Annotated in this window: 19 protein-coding genes and 1 tRNA gene; 17 read left to right on the top strand and 3 right to left on the bottom strand. The window is 74.0% G+C overall.

Translation table 11 applies throughout. The features are described 5' to 3' along the window. Window positions 1–15 precede the first annotated feature (15 nt). Window positions 16–2,727, top strand: coding sequence for a type I DNA topoisomerase (topA, locus tag V7S47_RS22960; protein ID WP_336563749.1), 2,712 nt, complete (start codon window positions 16–18; stop codon window positions 2,725–2,727). 150 nt (window positions 2,728–2,877) lie between these two features. Here topA and V7S47_RS22955 read toward each other — a convergent pair whose 3' ends face one another. Then, window positions 2,878–3,435: a hypothetical protein gene (locus V7S47_RS22955; RefSeq protein ID WP_336563748.1), complete on the bottom strand. Its 558-nt coding sequence runs from the start codon at window positions 3,433–3,435 to the stop codon at window positions 2,878–2,880. Beyond that, window positions 3,419–3,928: a SigE family RNA polymerase sigma factor gene (locus V7S47_RS22950; protein ID WP_336563747.1), complete on the bottom strand. Its 510-nt coding sequence runs from the start codon at window positions 3,926–3,928 to the stop codon at window positions 3,419–3,421. The genes V7S47_RS22955 and V7S47_RS22950 overlap by 17 nt, the downstream gene beginning before the upstream one ends. Before the next feature lie 109 nt (window positions 3,929–4,037). Here V7S47_RS22950 and V7S47_RS22945 point away from each other — a divergent pair, with 109 nt between their 5' ends. The 4 genes from V7S47_RS22945 to V7S47_RS22930 are packed head-to-tail and all read left to right on the top strand — an operon-like array spanning window position 4,038 to window position 8,288. Beyond that, the gene (locus tag V7S47_RS22945; protein ID WP_336563746.1) at window positions 4,038–4,862 is read left to right on the top strand and encodes a hypothetical protein; all 825 of its coding nucleotides are present in this window, start codon (window positions 4,038–4,040) and stop codon (window positions 4,860–4,862) included. A gap of 47 nt (window positions 4,863–4,909) precedes the next feature. Continuing rightward, window positions 4,910–5,560, top strand: a complete 651-nt coding sequence (gene tmk / locus V7S47_RS22940; RefSeq protein WP_336563745.1) for a dTMP kinase — start codon at window positions 4,910–4,912, stop codon at window positions 5,558–5,560. Beyond that, entirely contained in the window at window positions 5,557–6,711 is a 1,155-nt protein-coding gene (locus tag V7S47_RS22935) for a DNA polymerase III subunit delta' (protein ID WP_336563744.1), read from the top strand. The genes tmk and V7S47_RS22935 overlap by 4 nt, the downstream gene beginning before the upstream one ends. Further along, window positions 6,708–8,288 carry an alpha/beta hydrolase gene (locus V7S47_RS22930; RefSeq protein ID WP_336563743.1) on the top strand — a complete coding sequence of 527 codons (1,581 nt, stop codon included), beginning with the start codon at window positions 6,708–6,710 and terminating at the stop codon, window positions 8,286–8,288. The genes V7S47_RS22935 and V7S47_RS22930 overlap by 4 nt, the downstream gene beginning before the upstream one ends. 81 nt (window positions 8,289–8,369) lie before the next feature. Here the strand turns inward: V7S47_RS22930 and V7S47_RS22925 are convergent, their stop codons facing one another. Beyond that, window positions 8,370–9,287, bottom strand: coding sequence for a LysR family transcriptional regulator (locus V7S47_RS22925; protein WP_090853934.1), 918 nt, complete (start codon window positions 9,285–9,287; stop codon window positions 8,370–8,372). A gap of 103 nt (window positions 9,288–9,390) precedes the next feature. On the opposite strand from V7S47_RS22925, the gene V7S47_RS22920 reads away from it, so the two are divergent. From V7S47_RS22920 to V7S47_RS22865, 12 genes are all read left to right on the top strand, one after another. Next, on the top strand, window positions 9,391–9,585 hold the full coding sequence (locus V7S47_RS22920; RefSeq protein ID WP_336563742.1) for a hypothetical protein: 195 nt from the start codon (window positions 9,391–9,393) through the stop codon (window positions 9,583–9,585). A 74-nt stretch (window positions 9,586–9,659) separates the two neighbouring features. Beyond that, window positions 9,660–9,735, top strand: a tRNA-Thr gene (locus tag V7S47_RS22915). Between the two features lie 366 nt (window positions 9,736–10,101). Next, window positions 10,102–13,215 carry an immunoglobulin-like domain-containing protein gene (locus V7S47_RS22910; RefSeq protein WP_336563741.1) on the top strand — a complete coding sequence of 1,038 codons (3,114 nt, stop codon included), beginning with the start codon at window positions 10,102–10,104 and terminating at the stop codon, window positions 13,213–13,215. Window positions 13,216–13,404: 189 nt separating this feature from the next. Continuing rightward, entirely contained in the window at window positions 13,405–13,653 is a 249-nt protein-coding gene (locus tag V7S47_RS22905) for a hypothetical protein (protein ID WP_336563740.1), read from the top strand. 575 nt (window positions 13,654–14,228) lie between these two features. Continuing rightward, the gene (locus V7S47_RS22900; protein WP_336563739.1) at window positions 14,229–14,657 is read left to right on the top strand and encodes a DUF309 domain-containing protein; all 429 of its coding nucleotides are present in this window, start codon (window positions 14,229–14,231) and stop codon (window positions 14,655–14,657) included. Between the two features lie 247 nt (window positions 14,658–14,904). After that, window positions 14,905–15,768 (top strand): hypothetical protein, encoded by an 864-nt coding sequence (locus tag V7S47_RS22895; protein WP_336563738.1) that lies wholly within the window; start codon window positions 14,905–14,907, stop codon window positions 15,766–15,768. 102 nt (window positions 15,769–15,870) lie between these two features. Then, window positions 15,871–16,716 (top strand): alpha/beta hydrolase, encoded by an 846-nt coding sequence (locus V7S47_RS22890; RefSeq protein ID WP_336563737.1) that lies wholly within the window; start codon window positions 15,871–15,873, stop codon window positions 16,714–16,716. A gap of 9 nt (window positions 16,717–16,725) precedes the next feature. Continuing rightward, window positions 16,726–17,652, top strand: coding sequence for a pseudouridine synthase (locus V7S47_RS22885; protein ID WP_336563736.1), 927 nt, complete (start codon window positions 16,726–16,728; stop codon window positions 17,650–17,652). A gap of 133 nt (window positions 17,653–17,785) precedes the next feature. Next, entirely contained in the window at window positions 17,786–18,706 is a 921-nt protein-coding gene (locus tag V7S47_RS22880; protein ID WP_336563735.1) for an ATP-binding cassette domain-containing protein, read from the top strand. Beyond that, window positions 18,703–19,374 (top strand): ABC transporter ATP-binding protein, encoded by a 672-nt coding sequence (locus tag V7S47_RS22875; RefSeq protein WP_336563734.1) that lies wholly within the window; start codon window positions 18,703–18,705, stop codon window positions 19,372–19,374. The genes V7S47_RS22880 and V7S47_RS22875 overlap by 4 nt, the downstream gene beginning before the upstream one ends. A gap of 1 nt (window position 19,375) precedes the next feature. Beyond that, the gene (locus V7S47_RS22870; protein WP_336563733.1) at window positions 19,376–22,486 is read left to right on the top strand and encodes an FtsX-like permease family protein; all 3,111 of its coding nucleotides are present in this window, start codon (window positions 19,376–19,378) and stop codon (window positions 22,484–22,486) included. After that, the gene (locus V7S47_RS22865; protein ID WP_336563732.1) at window positions 22,483–25,134 is read left to right on the top strand and encodes an FtsX-like permease family protein; all 2,652 of its coding nucleotides are present in this window, start codon (window positions 22,483–22,485) and stop codon (window positions 25,132–25,134) included. The genes V7S47_RS22870 and V7S47_RS22865 overlap by 4 nt, the downstream gene beginning before the upstream one ends. Window positions 25,135–25,179 lie beyond the last annotated feature (45 nt).

The raw sequence follows: 25,179 nt of genomic DNA, 5'->3' as shown, positions 1-25,179 counted from the left end.
GAGGAAAGAGCAGCAGTGGCACACAAGTTGGTGATCGTCGAGTCCCCGGCGAAGGCCCGCACGATCGGCGGGTACCTCGGTCAGGGGTACGTCGTCGAGTCCTCCATCGGCCACATCCGGGACCTCCCGCAGAGCGCGGCGGACACCCCGGCCAAGATCAAGGACAAGCCGTGGGGTCGGCTGGCGGTCGACGTCGACCACGGCTTCGAGCCCTACTACGTGGTGCCGCGCGACAAGAAGGCCCACATCGCCAAGCTCAAGACCCTGCTCAAGGACGCCGACGAGCTCTACCTCGCCACCGATGAGGACCGCGAGGGCGAGGCGATCGCCTGGCACCTCCTCGACGAGCTGAAGCCCAAGAAGGGCGTCCCGGTCCACCGGATGGTCTTCCACGAGATCACCAAGCCGGCGATCCTGGCCGCCGTCGAGAACCCGCGCCAGATCAACGACGACCTCGTCGAGGCCCAGGAGGCGCGCCGGATCCTCGACCGCCTCTACGGCTACGAGGTCAGCCCGGTGCTGTGGAAGAAGGTCATGTCCGGCCTGTCCGCCGGTCGCGTCCAGTCGGTCGCGACCCGGCTGGTCGTCGACAAGGAGCGCGAGCGGATGGCCTTCCGCGTCGCGTCGTACTGGGACCTCGAGGGCACCTTCGACGCCGGCAGCAAGCACGAGCAGCGGATGTTCCCGGCCAAGCTGCACTCCGTCGACGACGTGCGGGTCGCCCGCGGCTCCGACTTCGGCCAGGACGGGCAGCTGAAGGGCAGCGCGAACGTCGTCCACCTCGACCGCACCCGCGCCGAGGCGCTGGCCTCCGCGCTGCAGGACACGACGTACGACGTCCGCTCGGTGGAGTCGAAGCCCTACCGGCGTTCGCCGTACGCGCCGTTCCGCACGACCACCCTGCAGCAGGAGGCCGGCCGCAAGCTCGGGATGAGCGCGTCGGTGGCGATGTCGGTCGCGCAGCGGCTCTACGAGAACGGCTTCATCACCTACATGCGTACGGACTCGACGACGCTGTCGGACAGCGCCGTCGGCGCGGCCCGGGCGCAGGTCCGCGAGCTGTACGGCGCCGAGTACGTCCCCGACAGCCCCCGCGTCTACGCCTCGAAGGTCAAGAACGCTCAGGAGGCGCACGAGGCGATCCGGCCCGCCGGCGACACCTTCCGCACCCCGGCGCAGACCGGCCTGACCGGTGACCAGTTCCGGCTCTACGAGCTGATCTGGATGCGCACGGTCGCGTCCCAGATGAAGGACGCCGTCGGCAACTCGGTCACCATCCGCCTCGGCGGCGCCGCGGCCACCGGCGAGGACGTCGTGTTCTCGGCCAGCGGTCGCGTCATCACCTTCCACGGCTTCCTGAAGGCCTACGTCGAGGGCACCGACGACGACGCCGCCAAGGACGACGCCCAGACCCGGCTGCCGAACCTCACCCAGGGCGACGCCGTCTCCGCCGCCTCGGTGGCCGCGAACGGCCACGAGACCAAGCCGCCGGCGCGCTACACCGAGGCCACGCTGATCAAGGAGCTCGAGGAGCGCGAGATCGGGCGGCCCTCGACGTACGCCTCGATCATCGGGACGATCCTCAACCGCGGCTACGTCTACAAGAAGGGCACCGCGCTGGTGCCGGCCTGGCTGGCCTTCTCGGTCACCCGGCTGCTCGAGGAGCACTTCCCGCGGCAGATCTCCTATGAGTTCACCGCGCAGATGGAGGACGTGCTCGACGAGATCGCGGCCGGTCGCAAGACCCGCGCGGAGGAGCTGGCGGAGTTCTACTTCGGCTCCGGCGACGTCGAGGGCCTCAAGAAGCTGGTCGACGAGCTGGGCGACATCGATGCCCGCGAGCTGGCGACCTTCCCGGTCGGCGGTCCCGACTCCGGCATCAACCTGCGGGTCGGCCGCTACGGGCCCTACCTCGAGGGCCCGGACGACGAGGGCAACCCGATCGGCAAGCGCGCCAACGTCCCCGACGACCTGCCGCCCGACGAGCTGACCCTGGAGAAGGCGACCGAGCTGTTCGCCAACCCGGCGGGCGAGGAGATCGAGCTCGGCGTGCACCCCGAGAGCGGGCTGCACGTGGTCGCCAAGAACGGCCGGTTCGGGCCCTACGTCACCGAGGTGCTGCCCGACGACGCGCCGAAGTCGGCCAAGCCGCGCACCGGCTCGCTCTTCAAGTCGATGACCCTCGACACGGTCTCGCTCGAGGACGCCGTCAAGCTGCTGTCGCTGCCCCGTGTGGTCGGCGCCGGCGAGGACGGCGAGGAGATCACGGCCCAGAACGGGCGCTACGGGCCCTACCTGAAGAAGGGCACCGACTCGCGCTCCCTCACCTCCGAGGACCAGCTGCTGACGATCGGTCTCGACGAGGCGCTGCGCATCTACGCCCAGCCCAAGCAGCGCGGCCGGGCCGCGGCCGCCGCGCCGTTGAAGGAGCTCGGCAACGACCCGGTCTCCGGGCAGCCGGTGGTCGTGAAGGCCGGCCGGTTCGGCGAGTACGTCACCGACGGCGAGTACAACGCCACCCTCCGCAAGGAGGACAGCGTCGAGTCGATCACCATCGAGCGTGCGGCCGAGCTGCTCGAGGAGCGGCGCGCGAAGGGTCCGGCCAAGAAGGCGGCCAAGAAGGGCGCGAAGAAGGCGCCGGCCAAGAAGACGACCGCCAAGAAGGCCGCGGCCAAGAAGACGACCGCCAAGAAGACGACCAAGAAGGCCGCGGCCAAGAAGAGCTAGACCGGGCCGCGGTGGCCGGGGCCGCCGCAGCGGCCTCGGGAGAGTTTCATCGGCTGGCCGATGAAGCTCCTGCCGGGACGATGAAGCTTTGTCGTCCCGGCGTGAGTTTTGTCGGCCAGCCGATGAAACTCTCGCCGGCGCCGGAGGGCGTCAGCCGACGCCCTTCAGGAGATCGACCATGTCCTGCTCGCTGAGTCCCGCACCGGGAGCGGTGAGTGACATCAGCCGGCCCTCGTTGCGGGTGGGCGCCTTCAGGTAGAGCACCGCCTCGCCCGACCCGTCGGTGGTGACCCAGGCCCGGGCCGGGTCCATCTCCGGGAAGTCGACCTCGCTCGCGCCCTCGGGCACCGATGCCGGCGAGGCCAGCGTGAAGCTGATCGGCTGCTCGCTGAGGCCGCGCTCGTACGACAGGGTCATCCCCATCACCTGGAACTCCTCGGTCACGACCTCCCCGGCGGAGGATGGGGCGGTCGAGGGAGGGGCGGACGGCGCGGCCGAGGGTGGCGGGGTGGGGGCATCGGGGGCCGAGCCGCCGACCACGACGGCCGCGGCGGCGACGGCGGCCGCGGCGGGCAGCGTGACCATGCCGATCCGGCCCCACAGCGGGGTCGCGCGCACGGTCGGCACCGGGCCGTCGTACGTCAGGTCGGCAGCGGCGTCGTGGAAGGCGACCCGCAGGTCGCGGGTGAGGTCAGCGTCGGTCAGCATCGGCGTTCTCCTTGGTCGGGGCGAGCACGGACCGGAGGCGGTCCAGCGCGCGGGCGGTCTGCGACTTGACGGTCCCCTCGGAGCAGCCGAGGGCCGCCGCGGTGTCGGCGACGCCGAGGTCGTCGAAGTACCGCAGCACCAGCACCGCCCGCTGCCCGGCCGGCAGCTGCCGGGCCGCGCGCAGGAGGCGGTCGCGGTCGGCGACCCCGTCAGTCACCGGGACGGCCACATCGACCTCGAGGGGCGCCTCGCCGGGTCGACGGCGCAGGTCGCGCCACCGGTCCTTGGCGAGATTGACCACGACCCGGCGGGCGTACGCCGCCGGGTCGCGCCGGGCGGTGGACCATCGGCGGGCGGTCCGCAGCAGGGCGGTCTGCACGAGGTCCTCGGCGTGGCCGCGGTCCCCGGTCAGGAGGTACGCCGTGCGCAGCAGTCGGTCGGACGCGTCGTGCACGAAGGTCTCGAACGAGCGCTGGTCGGCCCTGCTGATCACTGGTGGCTCCGTCTTGTCACACCCCCCAGAACTCCGACCCACGCCGTCAGGTTGTCACGGTCTCCAGGATTCGCCAGCGGCCGCCGTACCCGGTGACTAGCGTCGGTCCATGCGCTTCCGTTCCCTCGCCGCCGCGGCCTCGCTCGCGGTGCTGCTCCCCGGTCTCGCCATGACGTCGGCCCACGCCGCCGCCCCTGCCCACCGTGCCGCGAAGGTGACGCTGAAGGACCTGCCGGCCTCCTCCGAGGTGGGGAGGAAGGTCACCCTCGCGGGCACCGCGAAGTTGGCTCGGAAGGGCAAGAAGGTCAAGGTCACCGTCGAGCGGCTCTACGCCGACGGTTCGTGGCAGAAGGTCGCCACGGCGCGGACCAACAAGAAGGGGAAGTACGCCGTCAAGGTCGCGCTGACCCGGGGCGGGACGACGTCGTTCCGGGTCAAGCGGGCCGGCGGTGGCACGACCGCGGCTGACTCGCTGGCGGTCTACCAGTGGCTGAACCTGGTCGACGTGCCCTTCCTCGTGGGCGGCGGCGCGGTGGAGATACGGCGGGTGGCGAGGATCGGCGGCCGCGCCTTCCCGAACAGCATCCAGCTCCCCCAGGGCAACGGCGGCCTGGCGGTCAAGACCAACGGGCTCTGCACCTCGCTCGAGTTCTGGACCGGGTTCCTGGACAGCCAGCGTTCCGGGCTGGCAGCCACGGCCCGCCAGAACGGCGGCCTCGGAGGGTACGGCGGACCGGCCCAGTCCCAGGTGTCGTTCTCGACCCCCGTGGGCCCGGCCGTCCGGGTGAGCCTCGATCTGACCGGGCAGCGCTACGGGTTCGGTGAGGTGATGGTGGCCGACGCCCCGAACACCGACCTGGTGCTGGCCAGCCCCCGGCTGCGGTGCAACGCCACCACCGTCGCCGAGATGGACTGGAACGAGCTCTCCCTCTGAGGCGACCCGTCTTGGTCGGTGTCGGCGGCCCCCCGTAGGTTCTCTGCGTGAGCAGCTCCGGGGTGTACGCCGACACCGGCGTCTTCGTGTGCTTCGAGGGCGGCGAGGGGTCGGGCAAGTCCACCCAGTCGCGGCGGCTGCGCGAGGCCCTGGAGGCGGGCGGCCACACGGTGCTGCTGACCTTCGAGCCCGGGGACACCCCGGTCGGGCGGACGCTGCGCGAGATCGTGCTCAGCCCCGAGACCGGCGAGCTGTCCGACCGGACCGAGTCGCTCCTCTACGCCGCCGACAAGGCCGAGCACGTCGACACCGTCGTCCGCCCGGCGCTCGAGCGGGGCGAGGTGGTCGTCACCGACCGCTACGTCGACTCGGCGTTGGCCTACCAGGGGGCCGGGCGCGCGCTCGACGTCGCTGAGGTCGAGCAGGTCATGCGCTGGGCGACCGGTGACCTGCGGCCCCACCTCACCGTGGTCCTCGACCTGGAGCCCGACGCCGGGCTGGGTCGGTTCGAGGGGCGCGACCGGATCGAGGGCGAGTCCCTGGAGTTCCATCAGCGAGTGCGCACGGCCTTCCAGCGGATGGCCGCCGCCGCCCCCGACCACTACCTCGTGGTCGACGCCCGGCTGCCGGTCGACGAGATCGCCGGCCAGGTGCTCGACCGGGTCCGCCCGCTGCTCGACCGGGCGGTGGCGCCGTGACCGTCTGGGACGACCTGGTCGGCCAGCACCGCGCCGCCGTGGCCCTGCGCGAGGCCGCCGCCGGTCACGGCATGAGCCACGCCTGGCTGTTCACCGGACCTCCCGGGTCGGGGCGCTCCAACGCCGCCGTCGCCTTCGCGGCCGCGCTCCAGTGCACCGAGGCCGAGGCCGGCTGCGGGGTCTGCCACGCCTGCCACACCGTGCTCGCCGGGTCCCACGCCGACGTCAAGCGGGTCAGCACCGAGGGCCTCTCGCTCGGGGTCGACTTCATCCGCGACCTGGTCCGGGCGTCGGCCCTCTCGCCGGTCGGCCGGGGCTGGCAGATCATCATCGTCGAGGACGCCGACCGGCTCACCGAGCGGGCGGTCAACGCCCTGCTCAAGGCCATCGAGGAGCCGGCCGAGCGCACCGTGTGGATGCTCTGCACCCCGACCGTCGAGGACGTGCTGCCGACGATCCGCTCCCGCTGCCGGCTCGTCACGCTCACCACGCCGACCGCCGCCGACGTCGCGGCCTTCCTGACCCGGGTCGACGACGTCCCGGACGCGCTGGCGTCGTACGCCGCCCGCGCCAGCCAGGGCCACATCGGTCGGGCCCGGGCGCTGGCGCGCGACGAGGCGACCCGCAACCGCCGCCGCGACGTCGTCTCGATCCCGGCCGGGCTGACCAGCCTCGGGCGGTGCATGAAGGCCGCCCAGCGGCTCGCCGAGGTCACCAAGGAGGAGGCCGACGTCGTGACCGGCGACCTCGACGCCCGCGAGAAGGTCGACCTCGACTCGGCGTACGGCGTGGTCGAGCGCGGCCGTCGTCCGCGGGAGTACGCGCCGGCCCTGGCGACCCTGCTGAAGGAGCAGAAGTCGCGGGCCAAGCGCCGCCATCTCGATGTCGTCGACCGCAGCCTGATGGACCTGGTCTCGGTCTATCGCGACGCGGTCGCCCTCGCGACCGGGGCGCCGGGCGAGCTGGTCAACGCCGAGATCCGCGCCGACGTCGAGAAGGTCGCCGCCAGTGCGTCGCCCGAGCTCAACCTGCGCCGGATCGGCTGGATCTTCGAGGCCCGCGAGCAGATGCTGGAGTTCAACGTGCCGCCCGCCCTCGCCCTGGAGTCGATGATGGTGGCCCTGCAGTCGCCGGACAGCGTGCACGGATGATGGGGCCGCGCGCGGTCCGGGTCGTGGTGCTGGTGCTGGTCGCCCTGCTGGTCCTCGGTGCGCTGGGGGCGGCGATCTCCACCCTGGCCTCCGACGACGGCGGTGGTGGTGGCGCCGGGCGCAGCGACGGTCCGGCCCGGGCCAACCCGCCCACGCCACCGCCCGCCGGCGCCACCGGCGCCCCCGAGCCGGCGCTGGCGCCGTACTACTCCCAGCAGCTGAGCTGGGACGTCTGCCGCGAGCAGTACGAGTGCGCCACCCTGACCGTGCCGCTCGACTACGACCGGCCGACGGGCGAGACGATCGACCTCGCGCTGCTGCGGGTGCCGGCGGGCGACCCCGACGGCCGGGTCGGCTCGCTGGTGGTCAACCCGGGCGGCCCGGGCGCGCCCGGCACCGACTACGCCGCCAGCGGCCAGTTCGGCGAGCGGCTGGCCGAGGGCTTCGACATCGTGGGCTTCGACCCCCGCGGCACCGGCCAGAGCGCCCCGGTCGACTGCCTGTCCGACGACGACCTGGAGGCCTACCTCGCGGCCGACCCGTCGCCGGACGACCAGGCCGAGATCGAGGCGACGGCCGCCGACGTCACCGCCATGACCCGCGGCTGCTCCGAGCTGTCGGGCGAGCTGGCGGCCCATGTCTCGACCGTCGAGGCGGCTCGCGACATGGACGTGCTGCGTGCGGCCCTGGGCGAGCCGGAGCTGCTCTACCTGGGGGCGTCGTACGGCACCTTCCTCGGGGCGACGTACGCCGAGCTCTTCCCCGACCGGGCCGGCCGGCTGGTCCTCGACGGGGCGGTCGACCCAACCCTCTCCGCCCTCGAGCAGTCGCTGGCCCAGGCCGGCGGGTTCGAGACCGCGCTGCGCTCCTACGTCACCGACTGCGTCGACGGCGGCGACTGCTTCCTGGGTCGTTCCCTCGACGAGGGTCTGGCCCGGATCGCGTCCTTCCTCCGGACGGTCGACGAGGAGCCGCTGCCCGCCGGCGGCGACCGCGAGCTCACCGAGGGGCTGGCCTTCACCGGGATCATCACCCCGCTCTACGTCCGCGACTACTGGACGCTGCTGGACCGCGGGCTGGAGTCGGCTTTCGACGGCGACGGGTCGGTGCTGGCCCTGCTGGCCGACGCCTACGCGTCGCGGGGACCTGACGGCAGCTTCCTCAACAACAGCGTCGAGGCGATCGTCCCGATCAACTGCCTCGACGACCCGGCCACCACCCCGGTCGACCGGGTGCTCGACCAGCTGCCGGCCTTCGAGGAGGCGGCCCCGACCCTGGCGCCCCAGTTCGTCTGGAGCCAGGTCGGCTGCCTCGGCTTCGAGCCGCGCACGGCCGAGCCACCCCCGACGATCCGGGCCGAAGGGGCCGCGCCGATCGTCGTCGTCGGCACGACCCGGGACCCGGCGACGCCGTACGAGTGGTCGGTGGCGCTGGCCGAGCAGCTCGAGTCGGGCGTGCTGGTGAGCCGCGACGGCGACGGCCACACCGGCTACGGCTCCGACAACCCGTGCGTCGACGACGCGGTCGAGGACTTCCTGGTCGACGGCACGGTGCCGGAGGACGGGCTCAGCTGTTGATCGACGCGGCCCGAGGAACGAGGGCCGAGGTCGCGACGGAGCGTGTCGGGACCGAACCGGGGTCCCTCGCAGCCTGGCGTCTCAGACCGGCTCGGCGATCGCCTGGATGCGGCGGGTGGCCAGCTCGATCATCAGCCGGGCGGCGGGGGAGAGGACCGCGTCCTTGCGGTGCACGACGGCGAAGGTGTCGTACTGCCGCGGCCGCAGGGACGCCCACGTCGCGCCGGGGGCGAGGCGGGGGATCAGCTGGCGCGCGGCGCCGAGCGGGATGACGGTGTCGGCGTAGCCCATCCCGACCAGCTCGACGGCGGTCTCGATGTCCTCGACCTCGATCCGGGTCTGCGGATTGCGGCCGGTCTCGTGCAGCATCTGACGCAGGGTGTGCCGGGTCGAGTCGACCGAGCGGAAGGTGGTCTCCGCCATCACCAGCGAGGCGAGGGAGAGCCGGTGCGCCGTGACCGGCGCGGCCACGTGGGCGGGATCGGCGCTGACGTAGACCAGCTCCTCGCGGGCGACCGGGGTGAGGGTCAGCCCCTCGCTGCCCACCGTCGAGAGGGCGAGCATCGCCGCCTCCAGCCGGCCACGCCGCAGGTCCTCGGCGACCTCGGTCGAGTTCTGGCCGACCAGCTCGACCCGGACGCCGGGATACCGAGCGAGTACGTCGGCGATCAGCCCGGCGCCGGCGTACAGGCGGGCGATGCCGAACATCCCGAACCGGATGGTCCCGGTCTCGAACGCCTTCACCGACTGCACTGCGCGCCGGGTCTCGTCCGCCGCGGCCAGCGTCCGCTCGGCGTGCGGGCGCAAGGTGTCGGCGACGGTCGTGGGGATGACGCCGCGGCCGACCCGCCGGAAGAGCTGGACGCCGAGCGACTTCTCGAGGGTGCGGATCTGCTCGGAGACGCTCGGCTGCGAGTAGCCGAGCTCCTCGGCGGCCCGGGTCAGCGACCGGTGCTCGTAGGTCGCGAGGAAGCAGGTCAGCTGGTGCAACGAAAGCATAGGGAAAGCCTATGGGTTCTGCAGGCAAGTGAGGCTACCCCTATGAGAGCAGCGGCCCGACAATTGTCGTGTACCCACCCTGACCCCTGAAGGAGGTCCCTCGATGTTCGCCCACCACTGCACGTCGTGCACCCAGCGCCAGCTGATCTTCCCGAGCCAGGTGACCTCGCTCGTGAACACCGATCACGGCATCATCGCCGCGTTCACCTGCTGGTGCGGCTCCGAGCAGACGCTGCTCACCGGCCGCAACGCCGGCACCCAGGCGGAGGTCCGCGAGGCCGCCGTCGTCGCCGCCTGATCGCGGATTTTCGCGAGGCCGACCGCTCTCCGTATACTTCCCCGGGTTGTCCGCCACCTAGTGGCGGGCAACACGCCGCCTTAGCTCAGTCGGTAGAGCGAGTCACTCGTAATGACTAGGTCGTCAGTTCGATTCTGACAGGCGGCTCCACGTCAACAGCCCCCGTCCTGCGGAAACGCAGGCGGGGGCTGTTGGCGTTCCGGGCCAACGGTGCCGAGTCGAGGCGTTCCAGGTCCTGTCAGCTTGTCGACACCGCTCTGACGTGCGCGTTCGCACTAGCCGCAGGCGCCCCCGAGTGGGGGTGTGCTCAGAGCGGCGGGACCGAGCGACCGCTCGGGCGGGGGCACGCTCCTGGAAGTGGCGGTGAGAGCGGGAGTCGCCCCGCGCGAACCGCGGTGGCATCGCGGGCGTATCGACACGGCCGACAAGTGCTCTATCCATCAGGGACGATGCGACCTAATGTTAGCGCTAACAATGGACGTGACGATCGTCACGATGTATCGCTAGAGGACGCAGATGACTTCTCCTACGACCCGCCGACGGCGGTCGACGGCGCTGGGCCTGATTGCGGCGTTGGCCGCCTCTGGCCTGACGAGTACCGGTCTGGCGGGGCTGGGCGGCCCGGCCGAAGCGGTCGAGCCCGACCCCTCCCTGATCGCCAGCTTCAACTTCGATGACGCGGCCACTGGCCTCGTCGGTGCCGGGGCGAAGGCCACGGTGCTGGGCTCGCTCAGCCTGGTGGAGGGTCAGGACGGCACCACGGCCGTCAAGATCACGCGCGGCAACTGGCTCGACGTCACCAAGGACGACGGCACGCCGCTGCTGGCCGGGCTGGATGACATCACCATCAGCTACGACCGCAACCCCACCGACAGCAGCGCCAATGCCGGCTGGGCCCTGATCGCGCAGCGCAGCAACCAGACGAACGTCTATCAGCAGGAGCACTACGTCGGCGTCCTCGACAAGGCCACCAGCCTCGTGGTCGAGCGCTACGACAACGTCGGTGCGCGCGACAGCAGCGGCAACCTGAGCGCGGGCGCCCTGACTCCGGGATGGAAGCACGTCGACCTGGTGCTCGACGGCCCCGCCGCCCGCCTCTACGTGGACGGCGACCTCAAGGCCACCAACACGACGGGCAAGGCACTCAGCACCATCCTCGGCGCTTCCGGCGGCGTCCTGCAGATCGGCAAGGCCGACTGGACGGCGAGCGACGAGTACTTCGACGGCCTCATCGACAACGTCGAGGTCCGCGACCAGGCCCTCACCGAGACCCAGGTCGCGCAGCTCAACGCAGTCCAGGCCCTCGCGAAGGTGCCGGACGAACTCACCATCGAGGACTCCAGCTACGTGCTGCCCGGCGCCGAAGGCGTCGTCTCCTGGACGTCGCAGACCCCCGCGGTCTCGATCGACGCGGACGGCCGCACCGCCACGGTGACCCGCCCGGCCCCGGGTTCGCCGGCCACGACCGGCATCCTGATCGCGCAGGTCACCATCGACGGCGAGCCCCGTACGAAGCAGGTCGCGGTCACCATCACCGCACCGCTCACCGCCGAGCAGATGGCCCGCGACGCCCTCGACGGCATCGTGCTGCCCGGTCTGCAAGACGTCCGCTCCAGCCTCGCGTTGCCCACCACCGGCGCGCACGACCTGCCCATCACCTGGACGTCGTCGGCGCCGTCGGTCATCTCGCCGACCGCCCTCGGCGAGGCCGCGCCCGGCGTGGTGACCCGCCCCGGCCAGGATCAGGTCGTCACGCTGACCGCCACCGTCGGCACCCTCACCCGCACCTTCAGCGCCGTCGTCCGCGCCGCCGCGCCCGCGCCCGAGACCACGGACTACCTCTTCGCGCACTTCACCGGCGTGGAGCAGACCCCCCAGGACGAGCAGATCTACTTCGCCACCAGTGAGGACGGCGACACCTGGACCGACACGCGCACCAACGGGAACCCGGTGCTGCGCAACGACGAAGGCGACCGCGGGGTGCGCGACCCCTACCTGGTCCGCTCACCCGAGGGCGACACCTTCTACCTCATCGCCACCGACCTCAACATCCACCTGCGCGGCGGATGGGGCAACGCGGGCGCCACCGACACCGGCAGCCTCAAGCTGGCCGTCTGGAAGTCGACCGACCTGGTCAACTGGGGCGAGCCGGAGCTGGTCGACGTCGCCTCCCAGATCCCCGGCGCCGGCATGGCATGGGCGCCCGAGGCGATCTGGGACCCGGTGAAGAAGCAGTACCTCGTCTACTGGGCCACCAAGTCCCAGGACACGAACACGCTCGGTGACTGGGTGAACGTCTACTACGCCACGACCCGCGACTTCGAGACGTTCTCCGACCCCGTCAAGTGGATCGACCGCGACCACTCGATCATCGACACCACGGTCATCAAGATCGGCGACTGGTACTACCGCGCCTCCGGTGACGGCCAGATCACCATCGAGAAGTCGAAGAACCTCTACGCCACCACCACCTCCGCCACGGCACCGGCGTACGTCAGTGACGACCAGTGGTCGCTCGTCGGCACCCTGTCGTCGATCTTCGGCGACCCGAACTTCTCCGGCGCCCGTCTGGAGGGGCCCGAGTTCTTCGAGTACAACGACGACGACCGCAACGCACCCGACCAGCGACTGTGGGGCCTGCTGGCCGATGAGTACTGGAACGGCAGCGGCTACTTCCCCTTCCGGACCACCGATGTCGCCGCCACGAACGCCCCGCCGTGGGTCAACGCCAAGAGCAGCGTCAACTTCGGCGCACTCAAGAAGCGCCACGGCACCATCCTGCCCATCACCCGTGGCGAGCTAGACGCCGTCAAGGCCGCCACCGCGCAGCCCGGACTGCTCGTCGACGACACTCCGCCCACCGCGCAGGCGAGCATCGACCCGGTCGCCCGCACCGCCACGATCGCCAGCAACGACACCGGCTCGGGAGTCGCATCCGTCGAATACAGCCTGGACGGCGACACCTGGGAGTACTACACCGGTCCGGTGGTCCTCGGGGACGACGCGGGCACACTCGGGTGGCGCGTCGCCGACCGACTCGGCAACCAGGCCAGTGGCGAGCAGGCATTCGCCGGCCTCCAGGCCCTCTCCGGCCCGGCACCCGCCATCGCCGGGTCGGCGCGGGTGGGCTCCAGCCTCACCGCGGTGCTCGGTGCCTGGAGCCCGGCCCCGACCTCGGTGACGTACCAGTGGCTGCGCGCAGGGAGGCCGATCGCCGGCGCCACCGGGGGCTCGTACCGGATCGTCCCGGCCGACGCCGGCCGACGGCTCTCGGTCACGGTGACCGGCTCACGCGCCGGCTACGCCAGCACCCGACGGACCTCGGCGCCGACTGCCATCGTGGCGCCCGGTCGCCTGACCGCCGGCACGGTGCAGGTGAAGGGTCGCGCGGCCCCAGGTCGCACGCTCGTCGCCGTCGTCCGTCGCTGGGGCCCGGCCCCGGTCACGGTGGTCTACCAGTGGCTCCGTGACGGCAAGGTCGTGCGCGGCGCGAAGGCGACCGGCTACCGCGTGAGGCGCGTCGACCGCGGCCACCGCCTGTCGGTTCGAGTGACCGTCACGAAGGCCGGCTATGTCGCGGTCACCAAGGTCTCGCGTGTGGTCCGCGTGCGCCGACCAGCAGTTCAGTAGCCGCGAGGAGCGCGGGCGTACGGCGTGCGCCCGCGTCCCTCGCAGCAGTGCGCGGGGTGTGCCCGCCGCGGTCGCCGACGACCAGTCGCCCAGCGCTGGCCTTCTCAGCATCGATCCTGTGGGTCTGCTGCACGAACCGCTGAGAGGTCGATGTGCCCTACCTCCGGCAGATCTGGGTACGAGCACGAGGTGACCTCACCTCTGGATGCGCGCGTTCTGACCTACCGGCTCTTCTACGGCCCCGCGCTCCTGGTCAAGCGTCTTTTCGTGCGTGACGGATTCGAGGTCATCGGTCCGACGACGCCCCGGAGCGGGCGCACCTGCACCTTGCAGGTCGCGACCGGAAGCGAGGGACGTGAAGGCCGGGCAGACGAGATCGTGCGGCGTTGGGCGCCGGATTCCTACCGGTTGACGGTCGATGCCGCGGGCAGGTCGTGACGCGGGTTCGCCCTGCGACCACGGGACGGCTCTCGGGGAGGGGGTCGAAGAAGTCGCGCCTGCGCCGCGCGGCGATCGAGCGAGTCGCGGACTCGCGCCACCCGAGGACCAGCATGCACAGACCGAGCGCGACGAAGCGGCATGCGGATGCGACGGACCACGCGGATCGACGAGACATCGATGCTCCCCTGGTCGAGATGTGCAGGGGCCTGGTGTCCCGCACCCGTCCACTCGAAACCGGTGCCACGGTGACCCGGTCAACCGCAGCAGGCCCGACTGCACGGCCGCCGACACGAGGGGGCCGCGGATGGCGCAGATCCGGTTCCTGGTTTCGTCCCTCACGAGCCCAGCCGCGGAGGTCATCGGCGCCGGTCGGGTACCCCTTCCTCTCGGGTCCGCTTGCTGGCGACGCTCGTCCGACCAAGACTGGCCCAGCCCGATCGTCAACGTTCGACGTCCCGCCCAGGAGGGGCTGATGCTCACAGCTGCACCGTTCGCGGGTGCCCGAGACGGCACCAGGATGCGCGGGCCTCGTGCATGGAGGTGCGTGATCGCAGGCGAGGCGAGGTGTCGACGTGGTCGATGAACGCGACCGCGACGGGCAGGGACGCGCGCAGCAGGCACGTCCTCGTGACGCGCTGGGACGACCGCTGCCGTACGGCGCGGCCGGCGTCGAGCCCATCTCCGAAGCGCCGCTCCCACCGCGGGAGACGCTGGGCTACGCCCGCAGCCTGCTCGAGGAGGGGCGTCCGTTCGCGGCGCACGAGGCCCTCGAAGTCAGGTGGAAGTCATGCCCGGAGGAGGAGCGCGAGCTGTGGCAAGGTCTGGCCCAGCTGTGCGTGGGCCTGACCCACCACGCGCGCGGGAACGCGGTGGGAGCTTCCAGGCTCGTCGAACGAGCGGCCGGGCATCTCCAGGAGTACGCGCAGGCCGCCGGCCCGACCTTCGGACTCGACCTTGCGGCCCTCATCACGTGCGCCCGCCTGCGCCTGCAGGACGCGTGAAGGTTCCCCCCCCGCGAGAGGAGAGGTGACGTCAGGGTCGAGCCCCTCTGCCGTCGGGGCCCGAACCAGACCGTGATCCCGGAGTCCTCCTGCACCTGCGACGCATCCGGGGTGGAGGCCCGTGGTGGACCCGTCGGAAGCATCCGGGCCATGCCGGCGTGAACGGCTGGTCGCAGGAGGTGCGCCCGGCGTACCCGAGTTTCCCGAACCCCCTGCACGGCCGGCGAGCGTCCCCTACCTTGACCCGGTGATGAAGCGCTCTCGGGTCCTGGCCCTGGTCCTCGTGACCGTCGTGTCGGCGGTGCTCAGCATGGGCTCGGTCTCGCCGGGCCCGGCGGCGGCCTCGTCGGCCGCAGGCGGGTTCCGGTGCACGATGGAGGCCTTCGGGCACACCCAGGACGGGCGGATCACCTTCCGCCGTGTGGTGAACGACCGGGTCGAGGTGTCCAAGACGACGGCCGGGCCGGTGGGCTGGCGACCGATCTCGTGGACGCTCGTGAGCTACAACGGCTGGCCGGGGCACGAGGAGACCGAGCAGCTGGTCGCGGCGACGGACGGCAAGATCCGGCTCGTCGCGACCGAGTGGAACGAGGGCGGGAGCCTGAGCGTGCGCGTCCTGAAGGTGGTCGGACGCGGGTACCCGAGCCGGCTGATCACGTTCGACAACGGCAACGTCTTCTGGGTGGGCGCCGACCGGGCGCTGCGGCGCGCGAGGTTCACGGGCAGCAAGTTCGTCAGGAGGACGGTCCTGCCGGTCACGATCAGCGGCGCGACCGCGATGACCGCGCGCGGCGAGGAGTTCGGTGAGTCGCGGATCTACTACACCGACCGGGCCGGCGCGCTCCACGTCGTGACGAACGACGGCGCGAAGGCGACGGACGTGGTCCTGAAGGCGAGCGGCTACCGCGGTGTCACCGGGTTGCGGGCGGGCGGCTGCTCGTCGGCGAACGGTGCCCGGCACCGGCCCTACCTCGGCCTCCTCCTCGTCAAGCGCACGACGGGGGAGGGACGGTTCCAGCGGATCCTCCGTCCCACGGCGGCGAACGGTGGCCGGGTCACGAAGTCCGTCCGTGTCGGTCGGTCGGACTGGACGTGGCGCCGGCTCGGGTGAGCCGACCTGGCCGACCATGCGTGGTCCGGGGGCATCGCACGATGCGGAGATGGCAACGTCCGACGCGGGCGTGACGCCATCTCACGGACCTACGTTGGCGAGGTGAACGACCCTCACCTCGACCCGCAGATCGCCGTACTCGCCCGCGGTGGGGCGGTAGCGGAGCCGCCGGGGCCGAAGGTGCGGTCCGTGCGGGACCTGACGGTGCCGGGCGCCGGCGTCCCGGTGCGCCTGTACGGCGGGGAGCGCGACGACTGCGTCGTGGTCTTCCTGCACGGGGGCGGGTTCGTCAGCGGCGGGTTGGACAGCCACGACGCCCACGCGCGGATGCTCTGCCGCGACACCGGGCGCAGCGTGCTCGCGGTCGACTACCGGCTGGCCCCCGCCCACCGCTTCCCCGCGGCGTACGACGACGCCCTGGCCGCCGTCCGCTGGGCGGCCGACGAGCTCGCCGACCGGGTCGCGGTCGCGGGTCCGAGCGCGGGAGCGAACCTCGCGCTCGGGGCGGCGCTCGCGCTGGCGGGGACGACCGCGGCGCCGGTCGCCCAGCTGCTGGTGAACCCGCTGGTGCACGGCGACCCGTCGTACCCCTCGCGGAGCGAGCTCGCCGACGCCTACGGGCTGACGTCGGAGCGGTTGGAGTGGTGCACCGAGCAGTACCTCGCCGATCCGGCTCAGCGCGACGACGTGCGGTTCGCGCCGCTGCTCTCGCCCGACCTCGGCGTGCTCCCGCCGACGGTGCTCGTCGTCGCGGGGCGGGACCCGCTGCGCGACGAGGGCCGCGAGCTCGGGCGTCGGCTCCGCGCCGCCGGGGTGCCGGTCGATCTCAGCGAGGAGCCGGGGATGCCGCACGGCTTCTGGCGCTTCGCCGAGCTCTCGGACGCGGCCGGCTCGGCGGTGGCGCGGATGGGGGCGCTGCTCCGGAGCCGGATCGACGCCGCTCCGTAGGATCGCGCCGTGCCGCCCCGCTCCCCGCTGCCGCTCCGGCACGGGCTGAGCGCGGCCTGGGTGTGCACGCCGCACCGCGACCCGGACCGACCCGCGCCGTGGACGACGATGGGGGCCTGGCTGCGCGACCACGTCGACGCCCGCGTCGAGGTGGAGCCGATGCTCGCCGCCGGCCGCTTCGTGTACGCCGACGCGCGCCCCGTCGTGGATGCGGACCCCTACCGGCCGCACACCTTCGTGTGGTTCCACCGCGACCTGCGCGACGAGCCCGTCGTACCGGGTCCGCTCACCCTCGTCCACCGCGACGAGCGGGTCCTGGTGGTCGACAAGCCGGCCTTCCTGTCGACGGTGCCGCGGGGCCGGCACGTGACGCAGAGCCTCGTCGTCCGGCTGCGCGACGAGCTCGGTCTGCCGGACCTGACGCCGATGCACCGGCTCGACCGGGTGACCTCCGGCTTGGTGCTCTGCGCGGTCGGGAAGCAGTGGCGCGGGGCCTACCAGGCGATGTTCGCGCAGGGGACGGCGCGCAAGACCTACCGCGCACTGGCGCCGTACCGGGCGGAGCTGGAGGAGCCGCGCACGGTCCGCGACCACATCGCGGCGATCCCCGGCACCGGGCGGGCGGAGGTCGTGGCCGGGGCGCCGGTCAACGCCGAGACGCTGGTGGAGCTGGAGGAGCGGCGCGGCGACCTCGCGGTCTACCGGCTCACCCCGCGCACCGGCCGCACCCACCAGCTGCGGCTGCACCTGCGCGACCTCGGTGCCCCGATCGTCGACGACCCGATCTACCCGGTCGACCTGGGGGTGGACGTCGACGACTTCACGCGGCCGCTGCAGCTGCTCGCCAGCGAGCTGGAGTACGTCGACCCGGTCGACGGCGTCGTACGACGGTTCGTGAGTCCGCGGGGACTGCCGCTGAGCGCACGGGGGCGGTGAGCCGTCCACCACCGGCCGGCCGGGAACGGTGGACACCGCACCGCTCGACGGCGCGTCGCGCGGAACGGATCCGCCGGGGCGCCCCGCGGGACTAGCATCACCGGGCACGTCACAGGAGCGGGGGAGAGCCGTGGTGGGACCGGGTCTGGCACTGCCGGCCGCGCCCGACCACGGGCCCGAGTTCGGGCACGACGCGCTGGTGGTCTGCGACAACCTGGTGCGGATCTACCAGACCGAGAGCGTCGAGGTGCAGGCCCTGCAGGGGCTCGACCTGCTGGTGCACGAGGGCGAGATGATCGCGCTGGTCGGCGCGTCCGGGTCAGGGAAGTCGACGCTGCTGCAGGTGCTGGCCGGGGTGGACGCGCCGACCGCCGGGCGGGCGCGGGTGGCGGGGCACGACCTGCTGGACATGAGCCGCGCGGACCGGGTGCGCTACCGGCGGCACGTGGTCGGGTTCGTGCGGCAGCAGTCGGTGCGCAACCTGGTGCCGTACCTGACCGCCGCCCAGGTGGTCGACCTCCCGCTGAGCATCGCCGGCGTACGACGGAGCGAGCGGCGCGAGCGGACCGCGGAGCTGCTGGACACGCTGGGGGTCACGCACTGCGCCGACCGGCGGCCCGGGCAGATGTCGGGCGGCGAGCAGCAGCGGGTGGCGATCGCGGTGGCGCTGGCCAACCGGCCGCGGGTGCTGCTCGCCGACGAGCCCACCGGCGAGCTGGACAGCGAGACCGCGCAGGAGGTGTTCGCCGCGCTGCGCACCGCCAACCGGGTGCTCGGGGCGACGGTCGTCGTGGTCACCCACGACCGCGCGGTCAGCGACCAGGTCGCCCGGACCGTGGCGATCCGCGACGGCCGCACCAGCAGCGAGGTGCTGCGCAGTGACGAGGGGTCGGGGGCGCTCGGCGCGGCGGAGGAGTACGCCGTGATGGACCGCGCGGGTCGGGTCCAGGTGCCGCGCGAGTTCCGCGAGGCGCTCGACCTCACCCGCCGGGTCCGGCTCGCCCTGGCCGCGGACCACGTCGAGATCCGCTCGGACCGCGAGGAGGGCCGGTGAGCGCGGTCGTCGTCCGCGGGCTCACCCGCTCGTACGGCGCAGGCCCGGGCACCGTGCACGCGCTGCGCGACGTCTCCTTCGACGTGGCCCCCGGCGAGATGGTGGCCGTGGTCGGCCGGTCCGGCTCGGGCAAGACCACCCTGCTCAACCTGCTCGGCGGCCTCGACCGACCCGACGCCGGGACCGTCCACCTCGAGGGCACCGAGGTGACCGCGCTCGACGACGAGGGGCTGAGCACCCTGCGGCGCGACACGGTGTCCTACGTCTTCCAGACCTTCGGCCTGCTGCCCGCGCTCACGGCGGCCGAGAACGTCGGCGTCCCGCTGCGCTTGCGTCGGACGGCGGTGGCCGCGCGCGAGCAGCGGGTGGCCCTGCTGCTCGACCTAGTCGGCCTGCGCGAGCACGCCCGGCAGCGACCGGCCGAGCTCTCCGGCGGCCAGCAGCAGCGGGTGGCCATCGCCCGGGCGCTCGCCGGCTCGCCCCGGCTGCTGGTCGCCGACGAGCCGACCGGCCAGCTCGACGCCGAGACCGGGCTCGCGGTGATGGCCCTGCTCCGGGCCGTGGTCGAGTCCGAGGGCGTGACCGCGGTGGTCGCGACCCACGACCCGGTGATGATGTCGCTCGCCGACCGGGTCCTCACCATCGCCGACGGACGGGTGCACGGGTGACGTGCTGAGGTTCGTCGTACGCCGGGCCCTCGTGCAGCGGCGGATGGTCGTCGCCGCCGTCGTCCTGGTGGCGGTGGCGGCGACCCTGCTCGGCACCTGCGCGCTGCTGCTGGGCCCGACCCAGGACCGGGCCTTCGCCGAGCAGGTGCAGCGGTCCGAGCCGGCCGAGGTGGACGTGACCGCCTACCTCGTCGACCTCCCGGGCCCCGACCTGGTCGCGGCCCGTGAGGAGGCCGGCGACGTGGTCGCCGGGGTGCTGGCCACGACGGACCCGACGGTGACCGGCAGCGCGACCTCGCGGATGCGCCGGCTCGCCGACGGCGACCGGCTGGGCTACCTCGTGGCCGGGGACGACGTGAAGCAGCGGGCGGTGCTCACCTCGGGTCGCTGGCCGGTCGCGGCCGGCGAGACGGTGCTGCCCGACCTCGCCGCGAGTCGCCTGGAGCTCCGGGCGGGGGACCGGCTGCGGCTCGGCGGGGAGATCGGGCAGGGCGGCGTGGACGGCGAGGTCGTGCTCCGGGTCGTCGGCACCTTCCGGCCGCTCTCGCGGGCCGGCTGGGAGACCGATCCGCTGGGCGGCGCGGGCTCCGAGCCGTCGTTCAGCGACGGGTCGGTGACGGCACCCGCGTTCGGGCCGTTCGTCGTCACCGACGACGAGCTCCGCGCCAGCGGCTCGACGGTCTCCGGGCTCCGGGTCACCGCCCACCCGACCCTCGCCCTCGCCGACGACCGAGCCCTGCGGGACGCCGTCGCCGCGCTCGGCGGGGCGTCGGCGCTGCTGGACGCGCGGGTCGGCGACCGGGCCCGGATCACCCGGGTGGGCTCGGACCTGCCGCGCACCCTCGACCGGATCCACGCCCAGCAGGACACCACGCGGGCGACCGTGGTGGTCGTGCTGCTGCTCGGCGCCGCACTGTCGCTCGCGGCGGTGCTGCTGGCGGGCCGGTCGGTCGCCGCCGTACGGGACGAGGAGCGGGCCCTGCTCGTCGCCCTCGGCCTGAGCCGCGGGCAGCAGGTCGGCGCCGCGCTCGGGGAGGCGCTGCTGCTCGCCGTCGCCGCGTCGGTGCCGGCCCTTCCCGCGGCCGCGCTCGCCCACTCCCGGCTCACCCACCTGCCGTCCCTCGAGGCGGCCGGGCTGGCCCTGTCGCCCACGGTCACGGCGGGGCTCGTGGTGACCGTGCTGGCGGCGGCGCTGGTGCTCACCCTGGCGCTGGTCGCGTCCGCGGTGGATCCGTCGACGACGACCGCCGCCTCCCGGCGCCGCGCCGTCGCGGGTCTCGGCGTCGACGCGCTGCTGGTCGGCGCCGCCGTGGTCTGCGCGTGGCAGCTGCGCTCGCAGCCGGCCGGGGCCGCCACCGGCAGTGACGTCACGCTGCTGCTGGCGCCGGTCGTCTGCCTGGCCGTCGCGACCGTGCTCGTGGTCCGGCTGGTCCCGCTGCTCCTGGCCCTGGTGGCCCGGGGGGCGGCCCGGTCCCGCGGCCTGGTCCTGCCGCTGGCGGCGCACCAGGCGGCCCTCCGGGCCCGCACCGGTACGGCGACGCTCTTGATCGTCGCCGCCGTCGCCGCGATCCCCGTCGGCCTGGCCCTGCACAGCACCTGGTCGCAGTCACAGGACGACCAGGCCGCACTGCGGGTCGGCACCGACCTCGCGCTCACGCTCGCCGGGCCGCCGAGCAGCGCGGACGCCGCCGCCGTGATCGCGGCGACCGCCGACCAGGACCCGGTCGTGTCCGCGGTGGTGGACCGCCCGGTCGTGCTCGGCCGGTACGTCGGCGAGGCCGGCTCGCCCCCCGTGCTCGTGGCCGTCGACAGCCGGCACGCCGGCGAGCTGCTGCGGGGGCGTCACGAGGCGGGGCGGTCCTGGTCGGCGGTCGGTGCCGAGCTGGCTCCCGGGCCGCCGGTCGCGGGGGTGCCCGTCCCCGAGGACGGCGTCGGCCTGGAGATGACGGGGACCGTGCTGGACGGGGCGCGGGTGACGCCCACCGTGGTGCTGCAGGACGCGTCGGGCTTCCGCGGGTCGGTCTCCGGCGCGGCCGTGCCGATGGACGGCCGGCCGCACCCGGTGGAGTGGCGGGGGCCGATCGGACCGGACCAGCGGCTGGTCGCCGTACGGCTGGAGGTCGACGGGGCGCCGGTCGACGAGCCGACCGCGGGGACGGCGGACGTGGAGATCGCGCTCGGCGTCCCGGGGGACACCGCGGGCTGGCGGGTGCACGCGCTGGGTCGGGACACTCCGGTCCGCAGCGCCGAGGTCGTCCCCGGGCTGCGGGTCACCGCCCGGCTGGACCTGACCTACCTCGCCTACACCGGCGCCGACCTGCTGGTGACCGCCTTCGCGCCCCCGGACGAGGTGCCGGTCGCCGTCTCGCAGGACCTGGCCGACGCCGTCGGCGTGGGGGTCGGCGACGAGCTGTCCGCGATCGTCGGGGAGACCGACCTGCCGTTCCGGGTGGCCGGGGTGGTGCCCAGCGTGCCCGGTGCCCCCGGTCGGACGGCGGTGCTGGCGGACGTCGACACCGTCTCGCGGGCGCTCGTGGGCGCCGGCCGGCTCGAGCCGGTCGTCGACGGCTGGTGGGTGGCGGACCCCGGCCCCGGGACCACCCGCGCCCTGGAGGACCTCGACCTGGGCGAGGTGCTCACCCGGCAGGAGCTCGCGACCGACCTCGCCCAGGGGCCGCTCCGGGTCACCGTGCCGGCCGCGCTGCTCACCCTCGTCGTGGCCGCGGCGGTGCTGCTGCTCGCGGGCGTCGGGCTGGTGCTCGGCGCCGACCGGCGCCGGCGTACCGCCGAGGTGCTGCGACTGCGGGCCCTCGGCCTGACCCGGCGCGGCGCCCGGCGGCTGCTGCTGGCCGAGCACGCGGCGCTCGTCGTACCGCTGCTGCTGGCGGGGACCCTCGCCGGCGCCGGGGTGGTGCTGGCGATCGGATCCGACCTGGTCCGCTCCGACCTCGGCGCGGCGCCGGTCCCCGCCGCGGTCGTCGCCTGGCCGTGGACGGTGTCGGCGCTGGTCCTCGGGGGGCTCCTGGTGGGCGTGCTGGTCCTCACGGCGGTCGTCACCGCCCGCCAGGTACGACGCTCCGACCTCGCCGACCTGCGTCAGGGGGACGGATGAGGCTGCACGGACCCACCCTCCGCGGCCGGGTGCGCAGCGATCCCGGCCTGCTGCTCCTCATGGGCCTGGTCGTCGCGCTGACCACCGCCCTGACCGCGGCGGTCGCGCCCCTGACCGACCGCACGGGCGACCGGGCCTTCGCGGAGGCGGTGCGCGACGCCGGCCTGCGCGGTGCGGTGGTCGCCACCCTCCCCGAGGGGTACGACGACCCGCGCGGCGAGCGGACCCGCGACCCGGGCTCCGCGACCGAGCTGCGCCAGGCCACGTCGTACGCGCAGGGCACGCTGCCCGGCCGGCTGGCCCGGGTGCTCCGGCCCGGCGTCGCGACGACCACCACTCCCGCGCTGCAGCTGCTGGACGCCGGACCGGGCCGCTACCTGCGGCTCGCCTACGTCGACACCCCGACCGGCGAGCCGGCCGTCACCTACACCGCCGGCCACGCGCCCCGGGCGGCCGTGGGCGAGGACCGCGCCGACGCCGCGGTGCCCGCCGACGCGGGTCCGTGGCCGGTGCAGGTCGCGCTGTCCGAGGCGGCGGCCGCCGCCCTCGACGTCGGCCCCGGCGACCGGCTCCCGGCCGAGGACGAGCAGCACCGCGAGGTCCTGGTCCGGGTCAGCGGCGTCTACGTCGCGTCCGACCCCGACGACGACGCCTGGCAGGTGTCGACCGAGCTGCTCGAGCCGTCCCAGGGGATCTCCGAGGGCGTGCTGCGCACCTCGGCGGCGGCGCTCGTCTCCGCCGCGGCGCTGCCCGACCTGCGGCTCGCCGTACCGGCCGACGACCTGACGCAGCGCATCCTCTTCACCCCGCGCCCCGAGCGGCTGCGCTGGCGCGACTCGCGGGACGTGGAGCGGGCCGTGGCCTCGCTGCAGACCACCGCCGGGGTCGGCGGCGGCGACCTCTCCTGGGACAGCCTGCTCGACCGGGTGCTGGCCGACGAGCGCGCGCAGGTCGCGTCCGCGCAGGGGCAGGCCCAGGTCCTGCTGCTCGGGCTGCTCGCCTGCGCACTGCTGGTGCTGACCCTCGGCGCCCAGCTCCTGGTACGACGGCGCGCCGGTCCGGTCGTGGTGGCCCGCGAGCGCGGCGCCTCCCTGGCCGGTCTCGCCGGCGAGCTGCTCGTCGAGTCGCTGCTGGTCGCGGTGGGCGGGGCCGCGGTCGGGCTGGGCGCCGTCGCCCTGCTGGTGGGCACCCCGGGCTGGGGCTGGTCGCTCCCGGTGCTCGCGATCGCCGTGGGGGCGGCGCCGGTCCTCGGGGCGGTCCTCGCCGCGCGGGCGACCGGTGCGCGGCGGGTGCCGGCCAACCGCGCGGCCCGTCGTACGGCGGCCCGCTCGCGGCGGCTGACCCGGCTCGTCCTGGAGGCGAGCATGCTGGTCGCGGCCGGGCTGGCCGTCCTGGCCCTGCGCCAGCGCGGCGTGGTCGGGGCCGACCTGACGGCGGCGTCGGCCCCGACCTGGTGGGCGGTCGCGGGCGCGGTCGTCCTGCTCCGGCTGCTGCCGCCGGCGGCCCGCCTGGCGCTGCGCGGCGGACGTCGTACGACGGGGACGGTGCGGTTCCTCGCCGCGGCGCGGATCGCGGAGACCGGCGCCCGGGCGCTGCCGCTGCTGGTGGCCACGGTCGCGGTCGCCCAGCTGACCGTGGGCGTCGCGCTGGCGGCGACCGAGCGTGAGGGGCAGGCGGCCGGCGCGCTGCTCGTGGTCGGGGGAGACGCGCGGCTGACCACCGCCCCGGGCGCCGACCTCTCCCCTGCGGTCGCGGCCGCCCCCGGGGTGCGCGCCGCGACGTCCGGGCGGGTCGAGGACGGCGTGCGCGCGTCGTCGCGGGGCAGCGCCGACTCGGTGCGGCTGGTGGTGGTCGACGCGTCGTCGTACGCCTCGCTGCTCGCGGCGAGCGCCCTCCCGGACGCGCCCCGGCTCGCCCGCCTCCGAGGCGGCGGTGACCGGGTGCCGGCGCTGCTGCTCGGCGGCGACGCCGGGCTGCGCGACGGACTGGTGGTGCGCTGGGACGACGAGAACGTCCCGCTCGACGTCGTCGGGACCGCGCCCCGGGTGGACGCCTCGGTCGACCCGGTGGTGGTCGTGGACGCCGCCGCCTTCGCCGACGCCGGGGCGGTGGCCCGGCCCGACACCGTGTGGGCGGTCGGACCCGGAGCGGCCGACGCGCTGGAGGCGACGGGGGCCGGCGTCGTCCTCCGGTACGACGACGAGCTCGCCGCCCGCCGGGACGCGCCCCTGGCCGCGGGCCTGGTCCGCCTGGCCGTCGCCACCTCGGCCCTGCTCCTGCTGCTCGCCGTCCTCGGGGTGGTGCTCGCGGCCGCCGCCGAGGCGCCGGCCCGGGGCGAGTCGCTCGGCCGGCTGCGCGCGCTCGGGCTCGGGGACCGCGAGCTGCGCCGGGTCCTGGGCGCCGAGCTCGTCGTCCCCGTCGCGGTGGCCGCCCTCGCCGGGCTGGCCCTGGGCGTCGGCGCCTCCGCCGCGACCTTCGGCTCGCTGTCGCTGGAGCGGATCACCGGCCAGACGACGGCGCCGGACCTGGTCCTCCCGTGGTGGACGGTGCTCGCGGTCGTCGTCCTCGTCGGCGCCGTCCTGGTGGTCGCCCGCGTCGAGTGGCGGCGGCTGCGGCGGCGGTCGCTGGCGGGGCTGCTGCGGGGCTGACGGCGTGCGGCCCCGGCTCGGCGGTGAGCTGTGCACCGTTCGTCG

The organism is Nocardioides sp. CCNWLW216, assembly GCF_037120545.1.
Lineage (GTDB): Bacteria > Actinomycetota > Actinomycetes > Propionibacteriales > Nocardioidaceae > Nocardioides > Nocardioides lianchengensis.
The sequence above is the reverse complement of the archived record's forward strand: the minus strand, read 5'-3'. Positions and strand labels throughout refer to the sequence as shown.

Excerpts from the sequence above, each read along its gene's own strand:
- V7S47_RS22955 (WP_336563748.1), bottom strand. The coding sequence starts at position 3,435 with ATGCTGACCGACGCTGACCTCACCCGCGACCTGCGGGTCGCCTTCCAC.
- V7S47_RS22945 (WP_336563746.1), top strand. The coding sequence starts at position 4,038 with ATGCGCTTCCGTTCCCTCGCCGCCGCGGCCTCGCTCGCGGTGCTGCTC.
- V7S47_RS22930 (WP_336563743.1), top strand. The coding sequence starts at position 6,708 with ATGATGGGGCCGCGCGCGGTCCGGGTCGTGGTGCTGGTGCTGGTCGCC.
- V7S47_RS22925 (WP_090853934.1), bottom strand. The coding sequence starts at position 9,287 with ATGCTTTCGTTGCACCAGCTGACCTGCTTCCTCGCGACCTACGAGCAC.
- V7S47_RS22920 (WP_336563742.1), top strand. The coding sequence starts at position 9,391 with ATGTTCGCCCACCACTGCACGTCGTGCACCCAGCGCCAGCTGATCTTC.
- V7S47_RS22910 (WP_336563741.1), top strand. The coding sequence starts at position 10,102 with ATGACTTCTCCTACGACCCGCCGACGGCGGTCGACGGCGCTGGGCCTG.
- V7S47_RS22865 (WP_336563732.1), top strand. The coding sequence starts at position 22,483 with ATGAGGCTGCACGGACCCACCCTCCGCGGCCGGGTGCGCAGCGATCCC.